The organism is Chromatium okenii (assembly GCF_002958735.1).
In the GTDB taxonomy this organism is placed as follows: domain Bacteria; phylum Pseudomonadota; class Gammaproteobacteria; order Chromatiales; family Chromatiaceae; genus Chromatium; species Chromatium okenii_A.
Map to the genome: position 1 here is coordinate 74139 of NZ_PPGH01000010.1, position 26857 is coordinate 100995.

At 51.1% G+C, this 26857-nt stretch carries 27 protein-coding genes, 1 tRNA gene and 10 pseudogenes; 24 read left to right on the plus strand and 14 right to left on the minus strand.

Annotated features, from left to right (window positions below):
- The first annotated feature begins 87 nt into the window (after nucleotides 1-87).
- Both CXB77_RS18985 and CXB77_RS01280 read left to right on the plus strand, forming a co-directional pair.
- On the plus strand, nucleotides 88-192 hold the full coding sequence (locus tag CXB77_RS18985) for an SMR family transporter (protein WP_146108631.1): 105 nt from the start codon (nucleotides 88-90) through the stop codon (nucleotides 190-192).
- Nucleotides 193-481: 289 nt separating this feature from the next.
- Nucleotides 482-730 carry a DMT family transporter gene (locus tag CXB77_RS01280; RefSeq protein WP_242445311.1) on the plus strand — a complete coding sequence of 83 codons (249 nt, stop codon included), beginning with the start codon at nucleotides 482-484 and terminating at the stop codon, nucleotides 728-730.
- Here the strand turns inward: CXB77_RS01280 and CXB77_RS01285 are convergent.
- The 6 genes from CXB77_RS01285 to rplU form a co-directional block, all read right to left on the minus strand.
- Nucleotides 705-1499: an endonuclease/exonuclease/phosphatase family protein gene (locus tag CXB77_RS01285; protein ID WP_105072497.1), complete on the minus strand. Its 795-nt coding sequence runs from the start codon at nucleotides 1497-1499 to the stop codon at nucleotides 705-707. The genes CXB77_RS01280 and CXB77_RS01285 overlap by 26 nt on opposite strands.
- Nucleotides 1500-1559: 60 nt before the next feature.
- Complete coding sequence (locus CXB77_RS01290; RefSeq protein ID WP_105072498.1) at nucleotides 1560-2213, minus strand: c-type cytochrome; 654 nt, start codon at nucleotides 2211-2213, stop codon at nucleotides 1560-1562.
- Between the two features lie 176 nt (nucleotides 2214-2389).
- Complete coding sequence (proB, locus tag CXB77_RS01295) at nucleotides 2390-3511, minus strand: glutamate 5-kinase (RefSeq protein WP_105072499.1); 1122 nt, start codon at nucleotides 3509-3511, stop codon at nucleotides 2390-2392.
- A gap of 21 nt (nucleotides 3512-3532) precedes the next feature.
- Complete coding sequence (cgtA, locus tag CXB77_RS01300; protein WP_105072500.1) at nucleotides 3533-4654, minus strand: Obg family GTPase CgtA; 1122 nt, start codon at nucleotides 4652-4654, stop codon at nucleotides 3533-3535.
- Nucleotides 4655-4756: 102 nt separating this feature from the next.
- A complete protein-coding gene (rpmA, locus tag CXB77_RS01305; protein WP_105072501.1) occupies nucleotides 4757-5014 on the minus strand; it encodes a 50S ribosomal protein L27 in 258 nt (85 codons plus the stop codon).
- Nucleotides 5015-5026: 12 nt separating this feature from the next.
- A complete protein-coding gene (gene rplU, locus CXB77_RS01310) occupies nucleotides 5027-5341 on the minus strand; it encodes a 50S ribosomal protein L21 (RefSeq protein WP_105072502.1) in 315 nt (104 codons plus the stop codon).
- A 292-nt stretch (nucleotides 5342-5633) separates the two neighbouring features.
- Between rplU and CXB77_RS01315 the strand changes: the two genes are divergently transcribed.
- From CXB77_RS01315 to CXB77_RS20685, 9 genes and pseudogenes are all read left to right on the plus strand, one after another.
- Nucleotides 5634-6602, plus strand: coding sequence for a polyprenyl synthetase family protein (locus CXB77_RS01315; RefSeq protein ID WP_105072503.1), 969 nt, complete (start codon nucleotides 5634-5636; stop codon nucleotides 6600-6602).
- A 9-nt stretch (nucleotides 6603-6611) separates the two neighbouring features.
- Nucleotides 6612-6688: transfer RNA gene (locus tag CXB77_RS01320), tRNA-Pro, on the plus strand.
- Nucleotides 6689-6832: 144 nt separating this feature from the next.
- A complete protein-coding gene (secA, locus tag CXB77_RS01325; protein WP_105072504.1) occupies nucleotides 6833-9649 on the plus strand; it encodes a preprotein translocase subunit SecA in 2817 nt (938 codons plus the stop codon).
- 2 nt (nucleotides 9650-9651) lie between these two features.
- Nucleotides 9652-10859: pseudogene (gene argJ / locus CXB77_RS01330) on the plus strand (bifunctional glutamate N-acetyltransferase/amino-acid acetyltransferase ArgJ).
- A 19-nt stretch (nucleotides 10860-10878) separates the two neighbouring features.
- Nucleotides 10879-11157 (plus strand): annotated as a pseudogene (locus CXB77_RS23420) (NUDIX domain-containing protein); the annotation flags it as partial.
- Between the two features lie 119 nt (nucleotides 11158-11276).
- Nucleotides 11277-11771 (plus strand): thiamine phosphate synthase, encoded by a 495-nt coding sequence (locus tag CXB77_RS19495; protein ID WP_242445312.1) that lies wholly within the window; start codon nucleotides 11277-11279, stop codon nucleotides 11769-11771.
- Complete coding sequence (locus CXB77_RS20675; protein ID WP_242445313.1) at nucleotides 11752-11901, plus strand: hypothetical protein; 150 nt, start codon at nucleotides 11752-11754, stop codon at nucleotides 11899-11901. Before CXB77_RS19495 ends, CXB77_RS20675 begins: the two co-directional genes overlap by 20 nt.
- Entirely contained in the window at nucleotides 11886-12068 is a 183-nt protein-coding gene (locus tag CXB77_RS20680) for a hypothetical protein (RefSeq protein WP_242445314.1), read from the plus strand. The genes CXB77_RS20675 and CXB77_RS20680 overlap by 16 nt, the downstream gene beginning before the upstream one ends.
- 10 nt (nucleotides 12069-12078) lie before the next feature.
- Nucleotides 12079-12499, plus strand: a pseudogene (locus tag CXB77_RS20685) (nicotinate-nucleotide diphosphorylase).
- A 235-nt stretch (nucleotides 12500-12734) separates the two neighbouring features.
- Here the strand turns inward: CXB77_RS20685 and CXB77_RS01345 are convergent.
- Nucleotides 12735-13448 (minus strand): annotated as a pseudogene (locus CXB77_RS01345) (IS1 family transposase).
- Between the two features lie 81 nt (nucleotides 13449-13529).
- On the opposite strand from CXB77_RS01345, the gene CXB77_RS01350 reads away from it, so the two are divergent.
- From CXB77_RS01350 to CXB77_RS01380, 7 genes and pseudogenes are all read left to right on the plus strand, one after another.
- Nucleotides 13530-13856 (plus strand): IS630 transposase-related protein, encoded by a 327-nt coding sequence (locus tag CXB77_RS01350; protein WP_105072505.1) that lies wholly within the window; start codon nucleotides 13530-13532, stop codon nucleotides 13854-13856.
- Between the two features lie 67 nt (nucleotides 13857-13923).
- Nucleotides 13924-14118, plus strand: a complete 195-nt coding sequence (locus CXB77_RS24255) for a transposase (RefSeq protein ID WP_431520688.1) — start codon at nucleotides 13924-13926, stop codon at nucleotides 14116-14118.
- A 106-nt stretch (nucleotides 14119-14224) separates the two neighbouring features.
- Nucleotides 14225-14350, plus strand: a complete 126-nt coding sequence (locus CXB77_RS24260) for a transposase (protein ID WP_197710949.1) — start codon at nucleotides 14225-14227, stop codon at nucleotides 14348-14350.
- A 60-nt stretch (nucleotides 14351-14410) separates the two neighbouring features.
- A complete protein-coding gene (locus CXB77_RS01360; protein WP_242445315.1) occupies nucleotides 14411-14563 on the plus strand; it encodes a hypothetical protein in 153 nt (50 codons plus the stop codon).
- A gap of 406 nt (nucleotides 14564-14969) precedes the next feature.
- Nucleotides 14970-15473 carry a hypothetical protein gene (locus tag CXB77_RS01370; protein WP_242445316.1) on the plus strand — a complete coding sequence of 168 codons (504 nt, stop codon included), beginning with the start codon at nucleotides 14970-14972 and terminating at the stop codon, nucleotides 15471-15473.
- Between the two features lie 275 nt (nucleotides 15474-15748).
- Nucleotides 15749-16742, plus strand: a pseudogene (locus CXB77_RS01375) (IS481 family transposase).
- A complete protein-coding gene (locus CXB77_RS01380; RefSeq protein WP_105072508.1) occupies nucleotides 16739-16945 on the plus strand; it encodes a type II toxin-antitoxin system HicB family antitoxin in 207 nt (68 codons plus the stop codon). Before CXB77_RS01375 ends, CXB77_RS01380 begins: the two are co-directional and overlap by 4 nt.
- 261 nt (nucleotides 16946-17206) lie before the next feature.
- On the opposite strand, the pseudogene CXB77_RS01385 reads toward CXB77_RS01380, so the two are convergent.
- Both CXB77_RS01385 and CXB77_RS01390 read right to left on the minus strand, forming a co-directional pair.
- Nucleotides 17207-17921 (minus strand): annotated as a pseudogene (locus CXB77_RS01385) (IS1 family transposase).
- A gap of 194 nt (nucleotides 17922-18115) precedes the next feature.
- Nucleotides 18116-18271 carry an AbrB/MazE/SpoVT family DNA-binding domain-containing protein gene (locus CXB77_RS01390; protein WP_197710945.1) on the minus strand — a complete coding sequence of 52 codons (156 nt, stop codon included), beginning with the start codon at nucleotides 18269-18271 and terminating at the stop codon, nucleotides 18116-18118.
- Nucleotides 18272-18615: 344 nt separating this feature from the next.
- Here CXB77_RS01390 and CXB77_RS01395 point away from each other — a divergent pair, with 344 nt between their 5' ends.
- Together CXB77_RS01395 and CXB77_RS01400 are read left to right on the plus strand one after the other, a co-directional pair.
- Complete coding sequence (locus CXB77_RS01395) at nucleotides 18616-18870, plus strand: DUF4160 domain-containing protein (protein WP_105072509.1); 255 nt, start codon at nucleotides 18616-18618, stop codon at nucleotides 18868-18870.
- 6 nt (nucleotides 18871-18876) lie between these two features.
- Nucleotides 18877-19128 (plus strand): DUF2442 domain-containing protein, encoded by a 252-nt coding sequence (locus tag CXB77_RS01400; RefSeq protein WP_105072510.1) that lies wholly within the window; start codon nucleotides 18877-18879, stop codon nucleotides 19126-19128.
- 23 nt (nucleotides 19129-19151) lie between these two features.
- Here the strand turns inward: CXB77_RS01400 and CXB77_RS01405 are convergent, their stop codons facing one another.
- On the minus strand, nucleotides 19152-19499 hold the full coding sequence (locus tag CXB77_RS01405) for a BrnA antitoxin family protein (protein ID WP_242445317.1): 348 nt from the start codon (nucleotides 19497-19499) through the stop codon (nucleotides 19152-19154).
- 87 nt (nucleotides 19500-19586) lie between these two features.
- On the opposite strand from CXB77_RS01405, the pseudogene CXB77_RS01410 reads away from it, so the two are divergent.
- The 3 genes and pseudogenes from CXB77_RS01410 to CXB77_RS01425 all read left to right on the plus strand — a co-directional run bounded on the left by CXB77_RS01410 (nucleotide 19587) and on the right by CXB77_RS01425 (nucleotide 21623).
- A pseudogene (locus CXB77_RS01410) lies at nucleotides 19587-20576 on the plus strand (IS481 family transposase).
- 123 nt (nucleotides 20577-20699) lie between these two features.
- A complete protein-coding gene (locus tag CXB77_RS01415) occupies nucleotides 20700-20858 on the plus strand; it encodes a hypothetical protein (protein WP_242445318.1) in 159 nt (52 codons plus the stop codon).
- Nucleotides 20859-21365: 507 nt separating this feature from the next.
- A complete protein-coding gene (locus tag CXB77_RS01425) occupies nucleotides 21366-21623 on the plus strand; it encodes a hypothetical protein (RefSeq protein WP_146108632.1) in 258 nt (85 codons plus the stop codon).
- 565 nt (nucleotides 21624-22188) lie between these two features.
- Here the strand turns inward: CXB77_RS01425 and mtnA are convergent.
- Nucleotides 22189-23243: pseudogene (gene mtnA, locus CXB77_RS01430) on the minus strand (S-methyl-5-thioribose-1-phosphate isomerase).
- Nucleotides 23244-23311: 68 nt separating this feature from the next.
- Between mtnA and CXB77_RS01435 the strand changes: the two are divergent.
- Nucleotides 23312-24648: pseudogene (locus tag CXB77_RS01435) on the plus strand (TRZ/ATZ family hydrolase).
- Between the two features lie 38 nt (nucleotides 24649-24686).
- Here CXB77_RS01435 and CXB77_RS01440 read toward each other — a convergent pair.
- The 3 genes and pseudogenes from CXB77_RS01440 to CXB77_RS01450 form a co-directional block, all read right to left on the minus strand.
- Nucleotides 24687-25609: pseudogene (locus CXB77_RS01440) on the minus strand (ATP-dependent 6-phosphofructokinase).
- A gap of 80 nt (nucleotides 25610-25689) precedes the next feature.
- Nucleotides 25690-26007: a hypothetical protein gene (locus CXB77_RS01445; RefSeq protein WP_105072330.1), complete on the minus strand. Its 318-nt coding sequence runs from the start codon at nucleotides 26005-26007 to the stop codon at nucleotides 25690-25692.
- An 84-nt stretch (nucleotides 26008-26091) separates the two neighbouring features.
- Nucleotides 26092-26796, minus strand: a complete 705-nt coding sequence (locus CXB77_RS01450; RefSeq protein ID WP_105072331.1) for a putative metalloprotease CJM1_0395 family protein — start codon at nucleotides 26794-26796, stop codon at nucleotides 26092-26094.
- Nucleotides 26797-26857 lie beyond the last annotated feature (61 nt).

The following is a 26857-nucleotide window of genomic DNA, read 5'->3' on the forward strand; positions in this document are numbered from 1 at the left end:
CGCAACGGTTGCTACAACGCCTCATCAATTGGGGCGTTTTTTATGTAAACGATTGAAATATCGCAAAATCAAGACACGAGGCAGATCATGCAACACTGGTTTTTTCTGGCAGGCGCCATCGCACTGGAAGTCGTGGGCACAACGTTTATGAAACTTTCTGATGGATTGACCAAACCGATACATTTTTCTTAACTTTCGTTAACTGCGACAACTTGATCCGTAACCGGCGTTGTCGGGTGTATCTACCAAGGCACGAAATAAACACTTCGTGCTCTAACTCTTAAGATGTGTTTCAAGTTTTACGCTAACAACTCGTGTTAGCAACCACATACTCGAACTTGTTAAAGAGCTCAATTAACAACGCGGGCTTGGTTATCGCCATAAGGTACACGTTGTTATAAACATACTAACCATGATGTGGCGATGATGTCAAACCAGTGATTAGTAGCAAATGGTAAAAATTAGTAGGTTATTGAGTACTATGTATCAACCGCTGCCGATTGCGCTGATGCTGGCGTTTTATGTGTTGTCGTTTTTGGCACTGACGCTGGCGCTCAAAAAGGTTGAAGTCGGCGTGGCTTACGCAGTGTGGTCGGGGGTGGGAACGGCATTGATTGCCATTATTGGCATCGTTTATTTTCGTGAGGCAGTGACGTTGCTGAAATTCTTCAGCATCCTGTTGATTATCTTAGGCGTGGTTGGCATCAATCTCGCGGGGTCAAGCCATTAAATACGGATGGCGTCTCGGCAAAATGCACACCAGCAGGCAGTTCAATCGTCATGCTCAACGGCAGATGATCGGAGAGTGCGTAATCAATGACGCGAGCGTTTACGACGCGCAACGCTGCGGACACGAGAATGTGATCCAGCGTGTGACGTGGTCGCCAGCTCGGAAAGGTTTTCAGTGCACAATCCAGTCCGTGCATTTCGGTTTGCTGCAACAAAGCGCGTAACCCTTTGGAATCACAACCACAATTAAAATCGCCCATCAATACGAGACGCGGATGTTGGGCAGCCAACTGAATTAAATAATCCAATTGCTGGCGCTGCGCTCGTCCGCCAAGTGCTAGATGCACAATTGCGATTGCCAAATCACTGCCATCCGTTAGTGGAAATTCTGCCACCACTGCGCCGCGCCCCGGCAACCCCGGCAGTCGATGCGCAGTAATTTGTTGCGGGCACAACCGACTGAGCAGGCCGTTACTGTGTTGGGCGAACGGGCCGAGATTGCGGTTGATTTGGCGATACCAGTACGGAAATGCGCCGTGGCGGGCGAGATATTGCACTTGATCAATGTAGGCGCTGCGCAGGCTGCCGGCGTCTACTTCTTGCAATCCAACAAGATCGAATTGACGGAGCAATTGTGCAATGCGCGTCAGATTGACCAGTTGCTCGGGATGCGGAAGTAAGTGCTTCCAACTGTTGGTGAAATAGTCGCTGTACTGGCGGGAGTGAATGCCAGCTTGCACGTTGTAGCTGAGGAGATTCAGTTGGCGCATTGTTGACACAATAAAAAACGGCAGGATGTCCTGCCGTTTTTTGTCATCCTCGAAAGGCAGTTACTTGGCAGCAAGTCCCTGAATATATTGAGATACTGCGGTCATTTCTTGATCGGTCATCCGCGCCGTGACGCCGCGCATCATGCCATTCGGATCATTTGCCCGTTCCTGCTTTTGGAAATAGCCCAGCGTTTGTTTGATGTAACCAGCGTGTTGACCAGACAGACGCGGGAATCTGGACAATCCCTGACCAAGACCAGCTGGACCATGACAACCGCTGCACGCAGGAACACCAGTGGTTGGATTGCCAGCGCGATAAATACTTTCACCGAGTTTGGTCAATTCGGAATCAGCCGTGCCACCGCTTTGTTTTTGGCTGGAGAAATACGCAGCGACATCTGCAACTTCTTGATCGGTCAATGGCATTGCCATCGGCGTCATCTGGACGTTGTAACGGTTACCCGCTTTGAAGTCCATGATTTGCTTCTTAATGTAATCAGGATGCTGACCAGCGAGCTTCGGCCAAATGGGAACTAAACTGTTGCCTTGCGGACCGTGACAGGCGATGCAAATGGTGCTCGCCTTTTGTTCGCCAGCTTTAATATCTCCGGTCGTTACCTGAGACGCCGCTGCTGCGTGTTGTTCAGCAGCCTGTACCACGCCAGCTGCGAAAATCGCTGCGACTGAAATCGTTAAGAGCAAAGTTTTCATCAGTTGTTCCGCGAGAAACTCCGGTATTGAAACCAGAGAGAAGTTGATAGGTTTGTTGGGTTAGCTTATTGAAAAACCGGCTTTTTATATCAGATATTGAGCATTTCAGTCAACCTGAACCAAGGTGTTCAAGCCAGTTGAAAGACAGCGTTTTGCTGCGTTTAGTTTCGCTTTCAACGTTACAGCAATACTAAATTATCACGGTGAATCAGTTCGTCATCGTCCAGATAACCCAAGATCGCCTCAAACTGGCTCGACGCCAAACCACGAATGCGTGTTGCTGCCGCTGCGTCATAATTCACCAGACCGCGAGCAACTTCGCGCCCTAGCTCGTCAATGCAAGCGACTACTTCGCCGCGCTCAAACTTTCCCTGCACCGCTTTAACACCGACCGCCAACAAACTGGTTCCGTTGTCGCGCAGCGCCCGCACTGCGCCAGCATCCAACACCAAACGCCCGCGCACTTGCAAATGTCCAGCCAGCCACTGTTTACGCGCTGCCTGCGGTTCCTGCGCGGGCATCAACAAAGTACCGACTGGCGCACTGGCGCCGATGCGCGTCAACACTGCTTCACCGCGTCCCGGCGCAATCACGGTTGGCGTTCCCGACCGCGCCGCCAGCCGCGCTGCCCGAATTTTCGTCACCATCCCGCCAGTGCCGAGTCCGGTGACGCTGCCGCCAGCCACTGCATCCAGCAGCGGATCGTCAACGCCGGTTTCCGTAATCAGCTGCGCGGTCGGATGAAAACGCGGATCGGCATCAAACAGCCCGTCTTGATCGGTCAGCAAAATCAGCAAATCCGCTTCAATCAGATTAGCGACCAACGCTGCCAGCGTGTCGTTATCGCCAAACCGCAGTTCATCGGTCGCTACGGTGTCGTTTTCGTTGATGACCGGAATCACGCCGAGCCGCAGCAGCGTGCGTAACGTACTGCGCGCATTGAGATAACGGACGCGATTGGCGAGATCGTCGCGGGTCAACAGCACCTGCGCGGTGTGCAATCCGCAAGTTTGGAAACAATCTTCGTAAGCCCGCACCAGTCCCATTTGCCCAATCGCGGCAGCAGCTTGGAGTTCGTGCAACGCTTTGGGACGGCGCTGCCAACCCATTCGCGCCATACCTTCCGCAACTGCGCCGGAGGACACCAGCACGACTTCGTGACCGGCGCGACGACGCTCGGCAATCTGTTCCACCCAGGGCATCAGCAGCGCGTGTGTCAGCCCGTGACCGTCTTGGGTTAATAAGGCGCTGCCGATTTTGACGACCCAGCGCCGGGTCGTTGCGAGAGAATGACGGGTCATTGTGGATGAGAAAGTCTTTGCTTAATCAAGTGGATGCCAATCACCTTCGTCAGGCGTGGCGGGCGCATCCCATTCTGAAACGTGCGGATCAAGCGGTTTAAGCGCGGTATTGGGCGCAGCATCAGGATCGTTTTTGAGTTGTTCCAGTCGCTGCATCAGCGCGTTGACCAATTCCGCAGTGCCTTGTCCGGTCAGCGCGGAAATGCCGTAAACCGGCGTGTGCCAATCGAGCGCAGCGATCAATTGCGCCTGCCGTTCGGCGTATTCGTCGGCGTCAAGCAAATCGACTTTGTTCAACACCAGCCAGCGTTCTTTCTCGGTCAAATCGCCACCAAACGCGGCTAATTCTGCTTCAATTTTCTGCACTTGCTCGGCAGGGTCTTCTTGATCGCCGAGTGGCGCGATGTCCACCAGATGCAGCAGCAGACGGGTGCGGGCGAGATGTTTGAGAAATTGAATGCCCAGCCCAGCACCTTCCGCTGCGCCTTCGATCACGCCGGGAATATCGGCGACGACGAAACTGCGATTGCGCCCGACGCGCACCACGCCGAGATTGGGATACAACGTCGTGAACGGATAATCCGCAACTTTGGGACGCGCACTGGAAATCTGCCGAATTAACGAGGACTTGCCGGCGTTGGGAAAACCGAGCAGTCCCACGTCCGCCAGCAAAATCAGTTCCAACTGAAGTTCGCGGCGCTCGCCGGGTGTGCCGGGTTTGGACTGACGCGGAGCGCGATTGGTGCTTGATTTATAACGCGCATTGCCGATGCCGTGAAAACCACCCTGCGCGACCAGCATTCGCTGCCCGGTTTCCAGCAATTCGCCGATCAATTCGCCGGTGTCCTGCTCAAATACCCGCGTTCCGACCGGCACAGGAATGACGAGATCAGCGCCACCGCGTCCGGTCATGTCTTTACTCATGCCGTTTTGACCGCGTTCGGCGCGGTGAATGCGCTGGTAACGGAAATCGACTAACGTGTTGATATTATTATCAGCAATGAGATAAACGCTGCCGCCGTCGCCACCGTCGCCGCCATTCGGGCCGCCAAACGGGATGTATTTTTCGCGGCGAAAGCTCACGCAGCCGTTGCCACCATCGCCGGCCTCGACCCGAATGAATGCCTCGTCCACGAACTTCATGCGCGTAACCTACTTAATAATCTGCTAAAAATGAAAAAGCCCCGTCTGCAAAGACGAGGCTCAGAGTGTGCAGAGTGACGAACGCCCGCTCGAACTGCGAAATCAGACGTTCTCAACGGTCACAAACTTACGATTTTCTGCACCGCGCACCAAGAATTTCACCACGCCGTCACGCAAGGCAAACAAGGTGTGATCGCGTCCACAGCCGACGTTAACGCCGTTGTGAAATTTGGTTCCACGCTGCCGCACGATGATGCTGCCAGCGGTGACGGTTTGACCGCCAAACACTTTAACGCCGAGGCGTTTCGATTCGGAATCGCGGCCATTGCGTGAACTGCCGCCTGCTTTTTTATGTGCCATTGGGGTCTCCTTTTAACCGCCGCTGATGTTTGTAATTTTAAGCGCGGTGTACCACTGCCGATGTCCTTGACGCTTCATGTAATGTTTGCGCCGACGGAATTTCACGATCTTGACTTTTTGTGCCCGCCCGTGACTTGCGACTGTTGCAGTCACTGAGCAACCATCGAGATAGGGTTTACCAACTCTGATGTCATCGCCGTCAGCGATCATCAGCACTTGGTTAAGGTCGATACTTGCACCTTCTTCGGCAACCAGTTTTTCAACTTTTACCGTATCACCTTCGGAAACACGGTATTGTTTACCGCCGGTTTGAATGACCGCGTACATGTCTTCAAGTCCTCAAAATTATTCGGAATTGTTATCGACGCCCAGCGCCGGAACAAAGAAGCGGAATGGTATGTCGATATGGCATATTGCGTCAATCGTTTCACCCTGCGCTTCATTTAAGAGGACACCAATTTTGAGCGTTTTATTGCGAATCAGTCGACCGCAACCACACAAATGGCGTAATCTTAGCGCGTTACGAATAAACCTAAACCGCAACCCAGTGGCTTGACAGTTTTTTGTGCCACTCCTAGCATCATTAACCGCCATCATCGACAAATTCCTAAATATACGCATGGACCTCTCCACGATTCGACACCCCGTCGCTGAGGACTCGAAGGCCGTGGACGCCTTGATCCTGCGCCGTCTTCAGTCTGACGTTGTTCTGATTAACCAAATCGGTCATTACATCGTGAATAGCGGCGGTAAACGCCTGCGTCCACTGTGTGTGCTGCTGGCTGCTCGTGCCTGCGGCTACAGCGGTGAGCGCCATATTGATCTCGCTGCCGTTGTTGAATTTATTCACACGTCAACGCTGTTGCATGACGATGTGGTTGACGGTTCGGAATTGCGCCGTAACCGTGAAACCGCCAACGTGGTCTGGGGCAATGACGCCAGCGTATTGGTCGGCGATTTTCTGTATTCCCGCGCTTTTGAAATGATGGTTGATGTCGGCAGTATGCGGGTCATGGAAGTCTTGGCTCACGCGACCAATCGCATTGCCGAAGGCGAAGTGCTGCAATTGCTCAATGAACGCGATCCTGACACCAGCGAAACGCGCTATATGGAAGTCATCACCCGCAAGACAGCAACGTTATTTGAAGCCGGATCGCGGCTGGGCGCAGTGCTGGCGGATTCGTCGTCAGCCGTTGAAGCAGCAGCAGCGAGTTATGGTTTGAATTTGGGCATTGCTTTTCAGTTGATCGACGATGCACTGGATTACAGCGTCGATAATGCGGAATGGGGAAAAAATGTTGGTGATGATCTTGAGGAGGGAAAACCAACATTGCCGGTAATTCGTGCAATAGCGGTTGGTACTCCGGCGCAGCAAACACTGCTGCGCGACGCCATTGAACACGGTGGACGCGATCAAATCGACGCGGTAATCCAAGCGATTGCCTCAACAGATGCAATCGCCTACACTGCGCAGCTCGCAAAAACGCATGTGATACGTGCGCAGGAAGCACTCAAAGTGTTACCTGTTTCGGCAGCCACTGAAGCACTGGCGTTAATGGCGGATTTTGCAATTAGTCGCACACATTGATTGGATTTTCGGGGTGTAGCTCAGCTTGGTAGAGCGCTGTCTTCGGGAGGCAGAAGTCGCAGGTTCAAATCCTGTCACCCCGACCATAATGAATACTTAATAGCCGCTGCCCAGCGGCTTTTTTGTGCGTGTTGTTTTTAGGATGCAATAGGCTTCTCGGTGAAGTCACCCGCGATTAGGTAAATCCGGTATCATCCGGCGATTTATCCGATCAGGTCTGAAATAGTCCGATGGTTACTCGTCTGTTTAAAAAGCTCTTTGGAAGTCGTAACGAACGGCTCGTCAAAACTCTGCTCAAATCTGTAGCGCAAATCAACGCGCTGGAATCGACGTTAATCTCGCTCTCCGATGCAGCGCTGGCAGCGAAAACAGCGGAGTTTCGGCAACGTTTGGATGCTGGCGCGACGCTCGATAGCCTGTTACCGGAAGCGTTTGCCGTCGTGCGCGAAGCTGGCAAACGTGTTCTCGGAATGCGCCATTTCGATGTGCAAATGGTCGGCGGCATGGTGCTGAACGACGGCAAAATCGCCGAAATGCGCACCGGCGAAGGCAAAACGCTGGTCGCCACTCTCGCTGCTTATCTCAACGCGCTGCCCGGCAAAGGCGTTCACGTTGTCACCGTCAACGATTATCTCGCTCGCCGCGATGCTGCATGGATGGGACGGCTCTATCATTTTCTCGGTCTCTCGGTCGGCGTCATCAATTCCTCCGGCGGGCTGGGACCAGATGTTTCCTCGTATCAATTCGAGCCCAGTTATGAACCACTCGCCGCTAGTGAAGGTTATCGCCATCTCCGCCCGGTGACGCGCAAACAGACTTATGCCGCCGACATCACCTACGGCACGAATAACGAATTTGGCTTTGATTATCTGCGCGACAACATGGCGTTCACGCCGGAACAGCGCACCCAGCGCCAGCCTTTTTTCGCCATCGTCGATGAAGTCGATTCGATCCTGATTGATGAAGCACGGACGCCGTTGATTATTTCCGGCACTTCCGAAGGCAGCACCGAGCTGTATCAACACATCGACAAATTGATTCCACGTTTGACCCGTCAAGCACCGATTACCAACGACGAAGGCAAACCTGATTTTGGTCCCGGCGATTATTCGGTCGATGAAAAGCAGCGGCAGGTTTATCTCAGCGAAGAAGGTCACGAACACGTTGAACAAATGCTGTTGGAAATCGGAGTGCTCGACGAGGGCGCAGTGCTCTACGATCCCAGCAACATCGTGTTAATGCACCACGTTTACGCTGCGCTTCGTGCTCACGCGCTGTTCCAGAAAAACGTCGAATACATCGTCCGCGATGGACAAATTATCATCGTGGATGAATTCACCGGACGCACCATGCCCGGACGCCGCTGGTCGGAAGGACTGCATCAAGCAGTGGAGGCGAAAGAAGGCGTCGCTATTCAGTCCGAAAATCAGACGATGGCGTCGATCACCTTTCAAAATCTGTTCCGACTGTATCCCAAGCTCTCCGGCATGACCGGCACTGCCGATACCGAAGCCTATGAATTCCAACAGATTTACGGGCTGGAAGTGGTCGTTATTCCCACCAATCAGCCGATGATCCGCGATGATCGTGGCGACCTCGTTTATCTCACCCAAACCGAAAAATATCAGGCAATTATCACCGACATTCAGGACTGCGTGCGGCGCGGGCAGCCGGCGCTGGTTGGCACTGCGTCGATTGAAACCTCCGAATTGGTATCAGAGTTACTCAAAAAACACAGCATTCCGCATGAAGTGTTAAACGCCAAACAGCATGAGCGCGAGGCCGGCATCATCGCGCAGGCTGGGCGACCGGGCGCAATCACCATTGCGACGAATATGGCCGGTCGCGGTACTGACATCGTGCTCGGCGGCAATCTGGAAGCGGAACTCAATGACGCTGGCGTTGATGCCGATGCAGACGCGATTCGTGCTGCGTGGAAAATTCGCCACGCGCAGGTTGTTTCGGCTGGCGGTTTACATGTGATTGGTACTGAACGCCATGAATCCCGGCGTATTGACAACCAATTGCGCGGGCGTTCTGGGCGACAAGGTGATCCGGGTTCATCGCGCTTTTATTTGTCATTGGAAGACAATTTGATGCGGATTTTTGCCTCCGAGCGCGTGAGTCGAATGATGCAGCGGCTCGGAATGCAAAATGGCGAGGCGATTGAACATCCTTGGGTGACGAAGTCGATTGAAAATGCGCAGCGCAAGGTTGAAGGGCGCAATTTTGATATTCGCAAGCAGTTATTAGAATATGACGACGTGGCGAATGATCAGCGCAAAGTCATTTATCGCCAGCGCCGCGAATTGATGGATAGCGTGGATATTTCCGAGACCGTTGATGCGATGCGTGAGGATACGTTGCAGGCAATTATCAATGCGCACATTTCACCAGAAAGTTTGGAAGAGCAATGGGATATTGCGGGATTGACGGCAGCATTAACTGATCTATTCGGCGGTGAGTGGCCAATTCAATACTGGTTGGATAGCGATGACCGTTTGCATGAAGAGAGTTTGCGCCGCCGTATTCACGATACGCTCATTGCCCGCTATACCGAACAGGAAGAACAAGTTGGGGCAGCGCAATTGCGGCAGATTGAAAAAGCGGTGATGTTGCAAACGCTTGACAGTGAATGGAAAGATCATCTGGCGGCAATGGATTATCTGCGCCAAGGAATTCATTTGCGCGGTTATGCGCAAAAGAATCCGAAACAGGAATACAAGCGCGAGGCATTTGAAATGTTTTCGGCAATGCTCGATACCATTAAACATGATGTGGTGACGACATTGGCGCGATTGCATATTGGCGCTGCGCCTGCGCCGCTTAATTTCGCTCCGCCATTGCCGACGTTTGAATTCAAACATGATGAATTTCATGGTTTTGCGGATGATGAGACTGAAGCGCCAGCCGCTGCGGATGCAGAACATAAAACGGCTCCCGTATCGCAACCATTTATTCGCACGAATGAAAAGATCGGGCGCAATGATCCTTGTCCGTGCGGTTCGGGTAAGAAATACAAACAATGCTGCGGCAAAGCGAGTTGAAAATGAGCGGAGTTGAACTTTCATTTTTACCGGTCGCCGGAGTGCAATTGGCGACCGGCGCGGCGGGCATTCGTTATCACGGGCGCGATGATTTGCTGGTGTTGGCGCTCGCGCCGGGCAGCAGCGCCGCCGCCGTGTTTACGCGCAACGCCTTTTGTGCTGCGCCGGTGACGTTGGCGCGGCAGCATTTGGCGACGACTGCGCCGCGTTATTTGCTGATCAATTCCGGCAACGCCAACGCTGGCACCGGCGAGCGCGGATTGGTTGACGCGCAGGCTTCGTGCGCGGCGTTGGCGGAGCTAACTGGTTGTTTATCTGAACAAATTCTGCCGTTTTCGACTGGCGTGATCGGCGAGCCGCTGCCGGTGGAACGCCTCGCGGCTGCGCTGCCGGAGCTGTTGACGCGGCTGGATGTGAGCGCGTGGTCGCTCGCAGCGCGGGCGATCATGACGACGGACACGGTGCCCAAACTGGTCTCGCGTCAATTTGAATTGAACGGTCAGACGGCGACGGTGACGGGCATCGCCAAAGGTGCGGGGATGATTTGCCCAAATATGGCGACGATGCTGGCGTTTATTGCCACTGATGCCACTGTTGCGCCTGCGCTACTGCAACGCAGTTTGGAGCAGGCAGTCGCCGGTTCGTTTAACGCAATTACGATTGATGGCGACACGTCAACCAACGATTCCTGCGTGTTGATTGCCAGCGGTGCGCTCGGCAACCCGTTGATTGATCACGCAGAAAGTGCCGAATATGCGGCGCTGCAAACTGCCGTTGACGCAGTGTGTCTGGAATTAGCAACAGCGATTGTCCGCGATGGCGAAGGCGCAACTAAGCTGGTGACGGTGCGGGTGGAAGATGCGGCAAATGTTGCGGAAGCGCGACAGGTCGCCTACACCATCGCGCATTCGCCGTTGGTGAAAACGGCGCTGTTTGCGTCCGATCCGAATTGGGGGCGGATTTTGGCGGCAGTCGGACGCGCTGGCGTGACGGATTTGGACATCGCCCGCGTGCAAATTGATCTCGGCGACGTGCGAATCGTCAGCAATGGCGGGCGTTCGCCGGACTACACCGAGGCGGCTGGCGCGGCAGTGATGGCGGTAGCGGAGATTGTATTCGCGTCATTTTAGGGCGCGGCGGCGGCAGCGCAGGTCTAACCTGTGATTTTTCTTACGATTATGTCCGCATCAATGCCGAATATCGCAGTTGAGCGCCAGCCGCTGCACGTCATGGTTGGCATCATTCGGGACGCGAACGGACGGGTGCTATTAGCCAACGTCCGCCGCAGGTCGCGCACGGCGGTGTGGGAATTTCCCGGCGGTAAAGTCGAGCGCGGCGAAACGCCGGAGCAGGCGCTGGCGCGGGAATTGGCGGAAGAGTTGGGCATTCAAGTGGTGAGCAGCCAGCCGCTGCGGGTGGTGCGCCATGTGTATCCGCGCAGACCGTGCTGCTGGATGTGCGGCAAGTCACTGATTTTATGGCATCCCGCACGGGCGCGAAGGTCAGCCGCTTGCTGGCAACTGCCGACGGCGCTTGATCCGAGCGTCTTTCCCGCCGGAGATCGCCCATTATCAATCTGTTACGTCTGCCGCCGTTGCTGCAAATCACTGACGCTGATCTGGCGCTGGTGCGGGGAATTCAACTGCTGCAATTCCGCGCTCACGACCGCACCGATACCGAATACAACCAATTGGCGCGTCAATTGTTTGCTCGCTGCGAACAGCACGGTGTGCGGCTGGTGCTCAATCGCGCTCCCGACCGCGTCATCAATGTGCCGCATCACGGGCTGCATCTCACCAGTCATCTATTGATGACGCTGACCGAACGCCCCAGCGCGACCGAATTGATTGGCGCGTCCTGTCACGATGCCGCGCAGTTGGCGCAGGCCGAGCGGCTCGGTTTGGATTACGCGCTGCTCTCGCCGGTAAAAAACTGCCAGCCATCCCGACGCGATGCCGCTGGGTGGGCGCGATTTTGCGGAGTTGGTGGAATCGCGCTGCCGGTGTACGCGCTCGGCGGTTTACGCCAGGCGGATTTACCGACGGCGCGGGACACGGAGCGCACGGAATCGCTGGAATACGCGGATTTTTTGGAGATCGCTGATGACGACTTTAACGCTTGATTTAACAGCAGATTTACCCGCTCCCGCCCTGATCGCTGCGCAGGTGGCGACGGCGTTGGCGGAGGATGTGGGCACGGGCGATTTAACTGCCGCGCTGCTGCCTGCCGGACAACGTTGCGGGCGGAGTTAATCACCCGCGAAGCGGCGGTTTTATGCGGAAGTGCTTGGTTTGAAACGGTTTTCAAACAGCTTGATCCGACGTGCTGCGTGAGTTGGACGGCGCACGACGGCGAGCGCATCGCGCCGGGGCAGCGGTTGTGCAGCGTGGAGGGCAACAGCCGCATTGCTGACTGGTGAACGCACGGCGATGAATTATCTGCAATTGTTGTCGGGGACGGCGACGCGAGCGCGGCACTTTGCGGATGCGGTCGCGGGGCTGCCGGTGCAGGTGTTGGATACGCGCAAAACCTTGCCGGGGTTGCGGCTTCAGCAGAAATACGCGGTGCGCTGCGGCGGGTGCCACAATCACCGCATCGGGCTGTTTGACATGATTTTAATCAAGGAAAACCACATCTTAGCGGCGGGTTCGATCCGCGCTGCGCTCGCGCGGCGCAGGCGCTGAAGCGGGAGTGGCGATTGAGATTGAAGTGGAATCACTCGCGGAATTGGATGAGGCGTTGGCTGGCGGAGCACAGTTGATTTTGTTGGATAATTTTTCGCTGGCGCAGTTACGCGAGGCGGTCGCGCTCACCGCGGGCGGGCGCAGTTGGAAGCATCTGGCAATATGAATCTGACGACAATTCGTGCGGTGGCGGAACCGGTGTGAATCGGATTTCGGTCGGCGGTTTAACCAAAGATGTGACGGCGGTGGATTTATCGCTGCGGCTGGTGGGCGCGTAAGCGGTAGCACTTTTTAGAGCTATGCCGCTTAATTAACCTGTCAATTTGGAGTAAAAAAATGTGCAAACTTGAATTAAAAGAACGGTAGTGATCCTATTTATAGGGTAGCGTTGCGAACGCTACCTATTTTTTGGTTAATAGCGTTGCATTATAGTGATGTATGAAATACCAAATTGCTCCGATATGGTTAGTAAGTTTTTTAGAAAATGATAAGGTTTTTCTCACTAATCGAGAGATGCGTTGCCGAAACGTGCAGTTCAATCGCTCAATATGATTTGTTCGTCCGCTTTCTTTGCCAACAGCACGATGGCGTTTTCGATGGAAATATCATTCCATAAGCTGCCCAAAAATCAGTATAACTTACTGCGCATTGGCGATAAACAGGAGGCAAAGAATTCCATAATCCACGTGCAGATTTTTCACTTCTATCTCCAATATACGCGCCAACAATTTCACGTGTGCGAGTATCGATCGCCAACCAAAGCCATTGTTTATTCTTGAGTTTATGTACAAATGACCACATTTCATCACACTCAATCGTGATTCGTCCCCTGCGCTTTTTACTCACTTCAACGTGACGTGGAACTGATTCGTATTTTTTGTTGACATAGCGTTGTAGCCAAGATTTTGAGATGCCAACGATTCGAGTAATAGCGGCTAAAGAAACCCGCTCTAAAGTAAGCGATCAATCAAAGATTTCTTTTCATCAGAGATCTCGCCCTTAGCAGGGTTTAATACAAATTGCCGTCCACATTCTTTACATCGGTACATTTGCTTATTGGTAGCGTTAAAACCGTTTTTGACGAAACATTGAGAGTTGCATTTAGGGCAGTGCATAAAATAACTCCGATTCAAGTGCGTAATGATATAGCAATTCCAATATAAAATGATTTTATAAATAAGAGGAGTGAAAAGCAAATGACCTACTCTGTTGATTTCCGTCGTCGAGCATTAGAAATAAAAGAAAAATTTAACCTTACTTATAGTGAAACTGCCTGCAGGCTAGGAGTTGGCTCTGCGAGTTTAATTCGCTGGAATAAAGAACTAGAGCCACAAAAGCATCGCAACAAACCTGCAACTAAAATTAACACCAATCAACTGCTAAAAGATGTTGAAACGTATCCTGATGCTTACCTTCAAGAACGTGCCGATAGATTGCAAGTGAGCAAGAGTGGTATTGGTGCAGCCTTGAAAAGATTGGGCATTAGTCGAAAAAAAAACATTTTCTCATCCCAAAGCAGATGACCAAGCACGTCTTTCATTTCAAGAACGCATAGCAAGCTATAAAACAACTAAAAAAACAATAGTTTATATTGATGAAAGTGGATTTGCTAACGATATGCCGCGTTCTTATGGATACTCTCCTATCGGAAAAAAGTGTTTAGACAAGCGCAATTGGCATGAAAAAGGACGAATAAATGCTATTGGGGCAATAACTGACTTTAATTTAGTGACGGTGACTTTATTTACCGGTTCAATTAACTCTCAAGTTTTTCTTTATGGATAACCGATGATTTGTTGCCAAAACTACCAGCAAACTGCGTTCTTGTCATGGATAATGCTACTTTTCACAAAAGACAAGATATTCAGCAGAAGATTAAAGCAAGCGACATATTTTAGAATACTTACCACCATATTCACCTGACTTAAACCCGATTGAACACTACTGGTCAAAAGCAAAAGCGATTCGCAAAAGGAACCATTGCACAGTTGATGCTTTATTTGCCTGTAATTTGTAATCATTTTATGCTGGATTAGCTATAATTGCCGAAAATCACAGTATTCGAGAATTGGTACAATTGCGTGAACGGTATGGTTATGGTCAATGGAAAAAGAAAAAAGGCATTGCATTACTCGAATGCACTGATGGCAGCACCGCCTATGCTGAATTGCACTGGTATGAAGCGCATGGGATTGGTCGCGTCAAAATAAAACTAAAGAGGTGGCTATGAAATTCGTGGTGTGTTTCCAGAAAGAGGGGTTAGGCGACATCACTGGATGATCTAACACTGGGTCGTTGTTACGAAGTGATTGATGAACCTGATGCACACGGCATGTTGCGTGTGCTTGATGATTCAGGCGAAGATTATTTATATCCAACTGCATTATTTGCGTCGGTAGACATGGCATCAGCCCATTACCGTTCGCTTACATACGGCATTAGCAGCGTAGGTTGGGTTGCCGCTGTTTGGCGAGCTGACTGGGTGAGATGAGAATGAAAACGCCCGCCGCTTGATTTTGAATTAAGCGGCGGGTTTTTTGTGGGTGGAGTGGTTTATACTCATCGCAACAATCACTAACCGGAGTGAACCACCATGTCCAATCCGAATCCTACTTTAGATGATGTTTGGCGCTTATTTGCCGAAACCGATCGCAAGTTTCAGGAAACTGACCGCAAGTTTTCAGGACACCGACCGCAAACTGAATCAGCTTGAAAAACTGTTTACCAGTCAATGGGGCAAATTGATGGAATCGCTGATTGAAGGCGATTTAGTTGCTTTGCTACGGGATCGCGGCATTCTCATTGCGGATACCACGATGCGACTCAAAGGTAAATGTCCCGACGGCGGCAATTACGAATTCGACATCATTGCGCACAATGGCGCTGAAGTGGTTGTGGTCGAAGTGAAAACGACATTAAGACCGCAGGATGTTAAAGATTTTATTGAGCGTCTCAATCAATTAAAAGGTTGGATTCCGCGTTATGCACATAATCAGATTTATGGTGCAATGGCATGGCTCACTGCGGATGCGGGCGCTGAACAAATGCTCGAAAATCGTGGATTATTTAGTATTCGTGCGACGGGCAATTCCGCATCAATTCAAAACCCAACGAGTTTATTCCACACCAATGGTAAATAGCTGCGTCGGTTGGGTTGCTGTTGGTTAGCGACCTGACTGGGTGAGATGAGAATGAAAATGCCCGCTGCTTGATTGGAGAATTGGGCGGCGGGTTTTTTGTGGTGTTGAAATTTAGAATCATGTTTTTTGGTAACTGTCAGGAACCGTATGATTATATTCCGCAACGCAGCTACCCACTATTTTTAGGACGAGAGGCTTTGCAAGGCGTCATCACGGACATTCACCACCGCGCCTACATCGCTAATCGGTTGGGCACTCAGAGGAGAATTGATGCTATGAACTTGAATTTACACAAAAATGCCCGCACAACTCCCGCGATCCGGCGTGAACTGCAACACTCCACTAAATCTGAGCGTGAACTCGCCCGCAAATATCATCTGAATCGGGCGACGGTGCGCAAATGGCGTCACCGCGAGAACCACTGACGATGCGTCTCATTGTCTGCATTATCTACATACCACTTTGAAACCATTGGAAGAATTGATCGCCGTGGCGTTGCGCACGACGTTGTTGCTACCCATCGATGACTTATTGATCGTGCTGCGCACCTGTTTTAACCCTGAGGTGTCGCGCTCAGGGCTACAGCGTTGTTTACGTCGCCACCACGTCTCCAACCTTAAGGAATTGATTCCAAAAGAAGACAGTGCGAAAAAACCACCTAAACAGTTCAAAGATTACGCACCCGGTTTTATCCACATTGATATTAAATACCTCCTAAGATGCCGGATGAACAAGCCCATCGCTATCTTTTTGTCGCCATTGATCGGCAACGCGTTGGGTCTATGCCAAGGTTTTTGTTCAGAAAACTGCCGCCAACGCCAGCGCGTTTCTCCAGCAAGTGATCGCTGCTGCCAGCGTTTAAGATTGAAAAGGTGTTGACCGACAACGGTAAGGAGTTTACTGATCGTTTCTGCGCTACCGGCGAACGCGAACCGACTGGTCGCCATCGCTTTGATTTAGTTTGTAAAGAACACCAGATTGAGCATCGCCTAATTCCGCCTCGCATCCGCAAACGAACGGAATGGTCGAGCGATTTAACGGACGGATTGCCGAGGTGGTGGCGACGACGCGCTTTGATTCTGCACAAAATTTAGAAAAAACGCTGCACCATTATGTACAGATGTATAACCATCAGATACCCCAAAAAGCCTTGGACATGTGTCACCGGTGCAAGCGTTGAAAAACTGGCAACAGAAGGAACCTGAACGCTTCAAAAAACAGGTTTACAATCTCTCGGGTCTTGACAGGACTAATGGAGCTAAACCATGATGTTTCATATTCTGCTCGAACACACCGAAGATGGTTGGGTCGTGGCCGAATGTCCTGCCCTCCCTGGATGCGTTTCACAAGGACAAGACGAACAGGAAGCAATGAGCAATATCAGAGAAGCAATCGAAGCATGGTTATGGGCTGAAGATCAAAAAGCACTCGCTCAATGCGTGACGCAAACGCCCATTTTAGTTGCGGTGTAACAAGATGGGACGCTTAAATGGTGTTTTTGGTAAAATGGCAGTCAGTGCTTTTCAGAAAGCAGGTTGGTCTGTTGTAGGACAAGTGGGCAGTTATGTTGTGATGACTAAGGGATGATGCGTGTGAACCTTTCAATTCCACAACATCACGAATTAATCAGTTGGTACACTACGTGCATTAATTCGCAACGCTGGGATAACTGTGGATGATTTTTTCGATTATTGGTAGTGATTCTATGTATAGGGTAGCGTTACGAACGCTACCTATTTTTTGGTTAATAGCGTTGCATTATAGTGATGTATGAAATACCAAATTGCTCCGATATGGTTAGTAAGTTTTTTAGAAAATGATAAGGTTTTTCTCACTAATCGAGAGATGCGTTGCCGAAACGTGCAGTTCAATCGCTCAATATGATTTGTTCGTCCGCTTTCTTTGCCAACAGCACGATGGCGTTTCGATGGAAATATCATTCCATAAGCTGCCCAAAAATCGGTATAACTTACTGCGCATTGGCGATAAACAGGAGGCAAAGAATTCCATAATCCACGTGCAGATTTTTCACTTCTATCTCCAATGTACGCGCCAACAATTTCACGTGTGCGAGTATAATCGCCAACCAAAGCCATTGTTTATTCTTGAGTTTATGTACAAATAACCACATTTCATCACACTCAATCGTGATTCGTCCCCGGCGATTTTTACTCACTTCAACGTGACGTGGAACTGATTCGTATTTTTTGTTTACATAGCGTTGTAGCCAAGATTTTGAGATGCCAACGATTCGAGTAATAGCGGCTAAAGAAATCCGCTCTAAAAGTAAGCGATCAATCAAAGATTTCTTTTCATCAGAGAGATCTCGCCCTTAGCAGGGTTTAATACAAATTGCCGTCCACAGTCTTTACATCGGTACATTTGCTTATTGGTAGCGTTAAAACCGTTTTTGACGAAAGATTGAGAGTGGCATTTAGGGCAGTGCATAAAATAACTCCGATTCAAGTGCGTAATGATATTTTAATTTTATCCTATCGACATTACCACTACCATTCTTCATCAAATAAATGCACATATTGGTATCAAGCATATAGCGCGGCATTACCAAACATCCCGCTCAACTTGTTCCTGAGTGCCGCGCCCTTCAATCAAAAAATCAGGAGAGAATTGGGCAAATTTATTCAAGACCCAGACAATGACCGACGTGCGGGGCGTATTCTGAGTTCATCGCCTTCACGTTCAATCTCCAGTTCAATATCGGTGTGTTCATACGCTAGTGCTGCCGGAATCCGCACCGCTTGCGAATTGCCATTCTTAAAAACCCGTGTCGTGTGCATGGTGATACCCGTAAGGATGTATGACGGATGTACATTAAACTGTAGCACGTTATGAGGAGACCAAATCATGCCACTTAACGGACTGACCACTTTGGAATAACACCATGAACGAGCCATCTCACCCTGAAGCAAGGAATCACTGGCAGCTTCAAGACGCCAAAGCACGATTCAGTGAACTGGTACGGCGAGTACCGACCTCGTGTTGGAACATCCCAAAGTGCAGGGAGCGGTACGAGCGGAATTGCGCCCTTTTATTGAACAGGAACGTATTACTGTTTAATCGACGGGAATGGCGTTTTTATCTTGACATGAGGTGATGAAAATGGTGCAGGAGTTTTTATTGAATGCCTGAGATTTGCCGTTTTTATGGTATTGCCATTCGGATGTATGCCATCAGTCGGGAACATCCACCCCCGCATGTTCATATTCAATATGGTGATGATCTTGCGGTGATGGAACTTAACACTCTCAACATCATTCATGGGCGTATCCCCAAGAAGTGTCGTCAATTAGTCCGCGAGTGGGCAGAACTTCATCAAGATGAACTGATTACCATGTGGCATACACAACAATTCCGTTCGATTCAACCCTTGGAGTAACGCACTATGAAACTCAAACACGCACATCATCTTGGCGCATATCGTTTTGCCCTGACATTTGCCGACGGGCAGGTGATTGAATGTGATCTACGGGAATTGATCGGTCAGCATATCGCTGAGAACGAAGTGCCCACTGCGCATGTTGATTTAGCGTGGGGCTGTTTGGAATTCTTAAATGGTCAGGTAGATATTGCACCAGAGACATTGGCGCGTTATGTCGGAGTATTGCAGGAAAGGATGCGGCTTGATCGCATTTGAAATCTATTGGTCACAGGAACGAATCACTGTTTAATCAACTGATTCGATGATCTTCCGTCCGCAACTCTTTCCCGAATGATCCGCCGCAGCGTGTCTTCAAGTGTGCGGCGCTGCATTGCCTCGCGCAGCGTGGCGTTGATCAGCGTTTGATAGCCCCGCTCACCTGACTGATGTTTGAACCATGACACCACGTCTGGGTCGAGAGCGATGTTAATCTTGATCTTCTTACTCGGTGCGGGTTGCAGTCCGACCCGATGGATGGCGCGAGCCATATCCGCGTCAGTGATTGGCGGCGCTTCATCCAAAGCGTCTGCGTTGTCAGGAACCGTATGATTATATTCCGCAACGCAGCTACCCACTATTTTTAGCACGAGAGGCTTTGCAAGGCGTCATCACGGACATTCACCACCGCGCCCTACATCGCTAATCGGTTGGGCACTCAGAGGAGAATTGATGCTATGAACTTGAATTTACACAAAAATGCCCGCACAACTCCGCGATCCGGCGTGAACTGCAACATTCCACTAAATCTGAGCGTGACCTCGCCCGCGAATATCATCTGAATCGGGCGACGGTGCGCAAATGGCGTCACCGCGAGACCACTGACGATGCGTCTCATTGTCCGCATTATCTACATACCACTTTGAAACCATTGGAAGAATTGATCGCCGTGGCGTTGCGCACGACGTTGTTGCTACCCATCGATGACTTGCTGGTCGTGCTGCGCACCTGTTTTAACCCTGAGGTGTCGCGCTCAGGGCTACAGCGTTGTTTACGTCGCCACCACGCTCTCCAACCTTAAAGACTTGATTCCAAAAGAAGAAGGTGCGAAAAAACCGCCTAAACAGTTCAAAGATTACGCGCCCGGTTTATCCACATTGATATTAAATACCTCCCTAAGATGCCGGATGAAAAAGCCCATCGCTATCTTTTTGTCGCCATTGATCGGGCAACGCGTTGGGTCTATGCAAGGTTTTTGCTCAGAAAACTGCCGCCAACGCCAGCGCGTTTCTCCAGCAAGTGATCGCTACTGCGCGTTTAAGATTGAAAAGGTGTTGACCGATAACGGCAAGGAGTTTACTGATCGTTTCTGCGCTACGGCGAACGCGAACCGACTGGTCGCCATCGCTTTGATTTAGTTTGTAAAGAACACCAGATTGAGCATCGCCTAATTCCGCCCTCGCATCCGCAAATGAACGGAATGGTCGAGCGATTTAACGGACGGATTGCCGAGGTGGTGGCGACAAAGCGCTTTGATTCTGCACAAAATTTAGAAAAAACGCTGCACCATTATGTGCAGATGTATAACCATCAGATACCCCAAAAAGCCCTTGGACATGTGTCACCGGTGCAAGCGTTGAAAAACTGGCAACAGAAGGAACCTGAACGCTTTCAAAAAACAGGTCTACAATCTCTCGGGTCTTGACACCGGTGCGAATAACAACTGATTACCGTGCAGTAGGAGTTAAAAACGATGAAATGATATGGTTTTGGATTGGTTCTCACAGAGAATACAAGAAAATCCTTCAACATTTGTAGTTTGTCCACGAATGAATTGTTTGTCTTCATCATTGAAGGCATCAGAATATAGAAAAATTATGCCTCGTAAAATTAGAGCATTGCTACTCGATCTTGAAAAAGCGGATTCAAAAATCGTGGTGGAAAAGGAAGCCACCGGAATTTTGAGCATGATTCTGGGTTCGAATCACGATTTCCGGCAAGCTCAGTGACGATGCAAAACCTTATCAAGAGCGTGAAGTTAAACAAAAATCGAAGAGACAACGCGATGAAAGATAGTACTAGATATTTAAAAATTGTCGAATGGTCAGATGAAGATCAATGCTTTGTTGGTCAATGCCCTGGTGTTATCGGTCCATGCTGTCACGGGAATGATGAAATAACAGTTTATACCGAACTTTTGTACAATTGTTGATGAAATGGTTAGCGTTATGGAAACAAGAGGGTAAACCATTACCGCCACCAACGTATGGTAAAGGTATTGCGCAAAAACTAGCTGATATTGCCTAGTAAGTTGTTTGCGCTAAAAATAGTAGATAATGACGATAGATTGGTTTTCACAAGAGAATATGAGAAAACCTTCAGAATCCGTGGCTTGTCCACGAATGAAATACTTGACATAATGTTTAAATAATGAAACTATTTTTATGGCGTTAATGAAATTTTCTGATTAGTTTTGAAAATCAAAGCCTTGTCAACAAATTTTTGGAGAAGCATCAATGCGCGTCGAATGCCACAACTGCAAGTCAATCGTTGAATATGAGCAAGATGAATCAGGAAAATGGGTAGGAATGATAATTGGAGGCGCAGGAGGCGGTTGGCTTGGTAGTTCAATTGGCATTGCATTGTTAGGTACGGCAATTTCTGGCATGTTGCCTCTCGCAATTATTGGTGCAATTATTTTAGGTAATATGATGGATTCCAGTGATGAAATGGAATGCCCTAAATGCAAGGCAACAATTAAACTAAAGAGTTGAGTTTTGGGTGGGTATATTTAAAACTGAATTTTCAGCCGATCCCAATTTAGCTGACGCTGTCACTGGATCGGTTGTTCTTGCCATTAAGTCTTGTAAGGAACTAGATTATGAAATCTGATGCAGCTACTTCTATTTATATTTTACTTTTTATCTTTGCCATTATCTTTGCCATGGTAGCAATAAGTAGAGATGGCTTGAACACCGACACCGACACTAAATGGGTTTTTTGATTTTATTGGTCTTGATGTCGTTTGCAGTAGCTTTTTTTTGCCTATTTCATAATAGGCGCAGTTGTTTGGAGCACACTAATCGGTATTTTCGTACCAATCGCAGGAGCAATTGTTTTGTTAAATTCTGTATATTGCTTAGACGCATTGCGTGTCCTGATGAGATTGATCCTTCACAGGACAGCATTCTATGGCTCACGCTAATATGGCCGATTACTTTAGTTGTTAGTTTGTTTTTGTATCCGGGCTTGTTTTTTATTAACTTGTTATTCTGAAATAACACAATTTAAATGCCAACAACCGCATCACCACTCCCAGCATGATGCGGTTATCAAACTTCACCCCATCAGCCCCCGCATCTTTTCAGTTGTCGGATTCAAAACCACCCCGCGCTCAGTGACGATGGCATCCACCAGCGCCGCCGGCGTCACATCAAACACCGGATTTCGCGCCACGCAGCCCACCGGCGCTAATTGTTGCCCGCCACAGCCCAGCAATTCCGCTGGATCGCGCTCTTCAATTGGAATTTCCGCGCCGCTGGCGATGCTCATATCCACCGTCGACGTCGGCGCAGCGACCATCACCTTGATTCCGTGATGCCTCGCCAGCACCGCTAAACCATAATGCCGATTTTGTTCGCCACATCGCCATTCGCCGCGATCCGATCCGAGCCGACAATCACCCAGCCCACCGTTCCCGTCGCCATCAAACTCGCTGCCGCGCAGTCCGCCTGCAACGTGACCGGAATCCCGTCGTGCATCAATTCCCACGCCGTCAGCCGCGCACCTTGCAGCCATGGGCGGGTTTCATCCGCAAACACGCGCCCGATCTTACCCGCCGCAAACGCGCTGCGTACCACGCCCAGCGCCGTGCCATAACCGCCAGTCGCCAATGCGCCAGCGTTGCAATGTGTAATGATGTCAGTCGGTTGCGTTATCAGCGCCGCGCCCAACTCACCGATGCGCCGATTCGCATCCCGATCTTCTTGATGAATCGCCAACGCCTCGTTTAACAACGCGCCAGTCGGATCGCCGTCAGCGAGCTGCGCGATCAACGCCTCCATCCGCCGCAGCGCCCAAAATAGATTGACCGCCGTCGGGCGCGATGCCGCGAGCCGGGCTAAATCCGCCGTGATTGCCGTTTTCCAGCCCGCGCCAGCAGCGGTAAACGCAGCGCGTCCGGCTAACACCACGCCATAGGCAGCAGCAATCCCAATCGCTGGCGCACCGCGCACGACCATTGCGCGAATCGCGTCGGCGACGGCAGCGGCTTGATCGTAAACGAGAAATTCTGCCCGCTGCGGCAAAATCCGCTGATCGGCTAAATACAAATGCCCGTCGTGCCACAGCGCGGCATCGTCAGGCGTGGGAATGGTTGGTGCAGTGGTTTTCATCATTCGCTCCATGTGGCATGTTGCCGCGCATTCTCGCTGATTCCCCGTTATAACCAAAGGACGCACCGATGCAGGCTGAACTCGTCATCTATCCGCAGTGGATACTTCCCGTTGATCGGGACAATCGCCAATTGACCAACCACGCGCTCGCCATCGCCGACGGGCGGATTGTGGCGATTGTGCCGGCAGCGGAAGCGCGGCAGTCAATTCACGCGCAGCAAGTGCTTGAATTGCCAGAACATGTGCTGATTCCGGCTTGGTCAATGCGCACACCCCGCGGCGATGACGCTGCTGCGCGGATTGGCGGACGATTTGCCGCTGATGACGTGGCTGCACGATTACATCTGGCCGACCGAGCAACGCTGGGTGATGCGGAGTTTGTGCGCGACGGGACGCGGCTGGCGGTGCTGGAGATGTTGTGCGGCGGCGTCACCTGTTATCACGACATGTATTTTCATCCCGAAGTCACCGCGCAGGTGACGGCAGATGCGGGAATGCGAGCGGTGATTGGCATGATTGTGGTGGATTTTCCGACCGGTTATGCCGCCAACGCCGACGAGTATTTGAGCAAAGGGCTGGCGCTTCACGCTGCGTATCGTGACCACCCGCTGATTCGCGTCGCCTTTGCGCCACATTCGCCCTATGCCGTATCGGATGCGCCGTTGCAGCGGATCAACGCGCTGGCCGCGCAGCTTGACGTGCCGATTCATCTGCATCTGCATGAAACGCATGATGAAATTGTGCAATCAGAACGCGATCACGGGCAGCGCCCGTTGCGCCTCGATCAGCTCGGGCTAATCAACTCGCGGCTGCTCGCCATTCACATGACGCAGCTTAACGATGCGGAAATTGCGCGGCTGGCGGAGACTGGTGCGCACGTCGTGCATTGCCCAGAATCCAATCTCAAGTTGGCGAGCGGGTTTTGTCCGGTGGAGAAATTGCTGGCAGCGGGCGTGAATGTCGCGCTCGGCACCGATGGCGCAGCGAGCAATAACGATTTGAATATATTGGGAGAAATGCGCACGGCGGCGCTGCTCGGCAAAGGCGTTGCCGGTTCTGCGACTGCTGTGTCTGCCACTGCCGGCTGCGGATGGCGACGATCAATGGAGCGCTGGCGCTGGGTTTGGCAGATGAAATTGGTTCGCTGGAAGTGGGCAAGTCGGCGGATATTGTTGCGTTGGATTTCAACGATTTACACACGCAGCCGGTCTATCATCCCGGCTCGCAATTGGTTTATGCGGCGAGTCGGCAGCAGGTGCGACAAGTGTGGATTCGTGGGCATCAGGTGGTGCGCGATGGTGTGCCGACTTCGCTTGATTCCGCTGAAGTGATTGCGGCAGCGCGGGCGTGGGTAAACGAATTATTGATAGCGCGGTTTAAGCCATTAAAAAAGCCGCCATTTTAATTCAAAAAACGCGGCTTTTTTGGTGAATCACGCAGCGTTTAGGTCGCTAAAAAACGATTGATTTTTAATAAATGCGTGGGTGGTTGATGATTGCGATCTGCCAGCGCCTCACGCAAGGGCACGAGTTGATTGGCTTGTCCTAATTTGCCCGCCAGCATTTGCGTTTCGCCAGCCAGCAATGATTGCACTGCAAAAACGCCTAATTCAGTAGCGAGATAACGATCTAATGCCACTGGAGAACCGCCGCGTTGCACGTGACCGAGAACGCAGGTGCGCGTTTCAAAACCATGACCTTCAATATCTACAGCGACTTGCTGCACTCCGCCGTTACAAGCACCTTCTGCGACGACGACAACCAAACTCTTTTTACCGCGAGCGCGATATTCTTTAATGCGCGTAATAATGGTTTCAGGATCATAAGCCTGTTCGGGAATTAAAATCTCTTCAGCGCCGCCGCCAATACCAGTAAATAATGCAATCCACCCAGCATGACGCCCCATCACTTCTAATAAAAAAATACGGTCGAACGCATCGGCAGTGTCACGCAGTCGATCCACTGCATCTAATGCGGTATCCAACGCAGTGAAAAAACCAATTGTCCAATCGGTGCCACCGAGATCATTATCAATTGTGCCCGGCAAACCAATGATTTGCCCAGACCAATGTTCTGATAATGACACTGCACTTGCATTGAACCATTGCCACCAATCACCAGCAGCGCATCAATTCCCAATCCTTTTAAGTTTTTAGCGGCTCGTTCTACACCTTCTGCGTGGTGCATTTCCGGGCAACGGGCGCTGCCGAGAATCGTTCCGCCGCGTTGAATAATGTTGGCAACTGACCGCGCATCAAGCACTTGATATTCGCCCAGTAATACGCCGCGATAACCGTGTTGAAAACCAATCACTTCTAAATTGTGATACACCGCTGTGCGCACAATGGCGCGTAAACAAGCATTCATACCGGGCGCATCACCACCGCTGGTTAATACGCCAATTCGATGCAAACGTTGATTATTCAATTCGTGTTCTCCATTGCGATTCAGCTATCTAAATTCGGATGCAGAAGATCAATCAGACGCCAAAACCCATCGCTGCGCCAATAACCTGCCTCCACCGCTGCGACCAATGCGATTGAACATCCATCCTCATCGCGTTCGGCGATCCAGTATGCGGGCAACGCATCGAATAGGTGTTGATTCGCCAACTGCCCATCAGCGCCTCGGCATAACCGCACTTCACCGCTGTCCCGATGCCGAAAAGCTGGCATGAATCCCAAAATCAGCGCAGGAGAAAATCGCCTGATGGACGTCGGCGTTTGGGTGCTGGGTGAAGCAACCACTTCCTGTTTGAACATCATCGGTTCCTCCGGTTGTTATCAGCCGTCGTAACGGCGACCGGGCTGGGAACTTGAGCGTATGGCTGCTGGCGCGAGCGTTGATGTTTAAGCGAACTGATTGAAATTGCCAAATGCTGCACCAGTGAAAAAAGCAGAAATACGCTGCGTCAGTTGGTCACGCGCAGTCAAATCAGCATTCGGCGCAGTCGTTGATGCAGCGTCACGTTCGGTTGACATTTGCGCCCGCGATTGTGCCAATTCCGTTTCCTGCTTTTTCTGCTGCAACTGCGTCAAGGTGCGCAAATCCTGTGCAGCGTTGGTTTCCATCGTGGTTGCGGCAGCGGCGACCTGCAAATCCTGCCCTGACGGTTCAGCCGGAGCCAGCGCCGCTTGCCGCACGATTCGCGCTTTATCAAGTGTCGCTGCCGGATCGCCATCCACCGGCGAGGTGTCAATGCCGACTTCACCGCCAATCGCGTAACGCACTCCATCTGCGCCAGTTTGATAACTGTAATTCGCGCCGCTGGTGATGTAGCGTCCGCCCACTGCCATGTGTGCCTGCTCATGGGCGCGAACTTCGGTATCGCGTTGTTTTAAAAATTGCAGCGCCGCCAGCTCATCCGGCGTTAGGGTTTTCACTGCCGCAGTTGCAGTGGTGCGAGCCGCAGCACGAGCTTCCGTTGTGGTTGAAGGCGCAGAAGTTGAGGACGCTGCTGCATCGTTTGCCGTTGGTTTTACAGGCGCAGTGCTGGTCGTCGTCTGCGGCACAAAACGGCTTGGAATTGAAGGGATTGCAGAATGAATGTCCATGCGCCAAATCCTCGCGGTGCTTAGTCAAGCATAGCTTATTGCAGCAAATTAACGCTGTGAC

What these genes read in the sequence shown, in the direction of transcription:
- CXB77_RS01285 (WP_105072497.1), bottom strand. Translation starts at nt 1,499, where the DNA reads ATGCGCCAACTGAATCTCCTCAGCTACAACGTGCAAGCTGGCATTCAC.
- CXB77_RS01315 (WP_105072503.1), top strand. Translation starts at nt 5,634, where the DNA reads ATGGACCTCTCCACGATTCGACACCCCGTCGCTGAGGACTCGAAGGCC.
- CXB77_RS01450 (WP_105072331.1), bottom strand. Translation starts at nt 26,796, where the DNA reads ATGGACATTCATTCTGCAATCCCTTCAATTCCAAGCCGTTTTGTGCCG.
- CXB77_RS01425 (WP_146108632.1), top strand. Translation starts at nt 21,366, where the DNA reads ATGCGCGTCGAATGCCACAACTGCAAGTCAATCGTTGAATATGAGCAA.
- proB (WP_105072499.1), bottom strand. Translation starts at nt 3,511, where the DNA reads ATGACCCGTCATTCTCTCGCAACGACCCGGCGCTGGGTCGTCAAAATC.
- CXB77_RS01445 (WP_105072330.1), bottom strand. Translation starts at nt 26,007, where the DNA reads ATGATGTTCAAACAGGAAGTGGTTGCTTCACCCAGCACCCAAACGCCG.
- CXB77_RS01390 (WP_197710945.1), bottom strand. Translation starts at nt 18,271, where the DNA reads ATGCACACGACACGGGTTTTTAAGAATGGCAATTCGCAAGCGGTGCGG.
- CXB77_RS01380 (WP_105072508.1), top strand. Translation starts at nt 16,739, where the DNA reads ATGATGTTTCATATTCTGCTCGAACACACCGAAGATGGTTGGGTCGTG.
- CXB77_RS18985 (WP_146108631.1), top strand. Translation starts at nt 88, where the DNA reads ATGCAACACTGGTTTTTTCTGGCAGGCGCCATCGCACTGGAAGTCGTG.
- CXB77_RS01400 (WP_105072510.1), top strand. Translation starts at nt 18,877, where the DNA reads ATGAAACTCAAACACGCACATCATCTTGGCGCATATCGTTTTGCCCTG.
- rpmA (WP_105072501.1), bottom strand. Translation starts at nt 5,014, where the DNA reads ATGGCACATAAAAAAGCAGGCGGCAGTTCACGCAATGGCCGCGATTCC.
- CXB77_RS01350 (WP_105072505.1), top strand. Translation starts at nt 13,530, where the DNA reads ATGACCTACTCTGTTGATTTCCGTCGTCGAGCATTAGAAATAAAAGAA.
- CXB77_RS20675 (WP_242445313.1), top strand. Translation starts at nt 11,752, where the DNA reads ATGACGACTTTAACGCTTGATTTAACAGCAGATTTACCCGCTCCCGCC.
- CXB77_RS01280 (WP_242445311.1), top strand. Translation starts at nt 482, where the DNA reads ATGTATCAACCGCTGCCGATTGCGCTGATGCTGGCGTTTTATGTGTTG.
- CXB77_RS01395 (WP_105072509.1), top strand. Translation starts at nt 18,616, where the DNA reads ATGCCTGAGATTTGCCGTTTTTATGGTATTGCCATTCGGATGTATGCC.
- secA (WP_105072504.1), top strand. Translation starts at nt 6,833, where the DNA reads ATGGTTACTCGTCTGTTTAAAAAGCTCTTTGGAAGTCGTAACGAACGG.
- rplU (WP_105072502.1), bottom strand. Translation starts at nt 5,341, where the DNA reads ATGTACGCGGTCATTCAAACCGGCGGTAAACAATACCGTGTTTCCGAA.
- cgtA (WP_105072500.1), bottom strand. Translation starts at nt 4,654, where the DNA reads ATGAAGTTCGTGGACGAGGCATTCATTCGGGTCGAGGCCGGCGATGGT.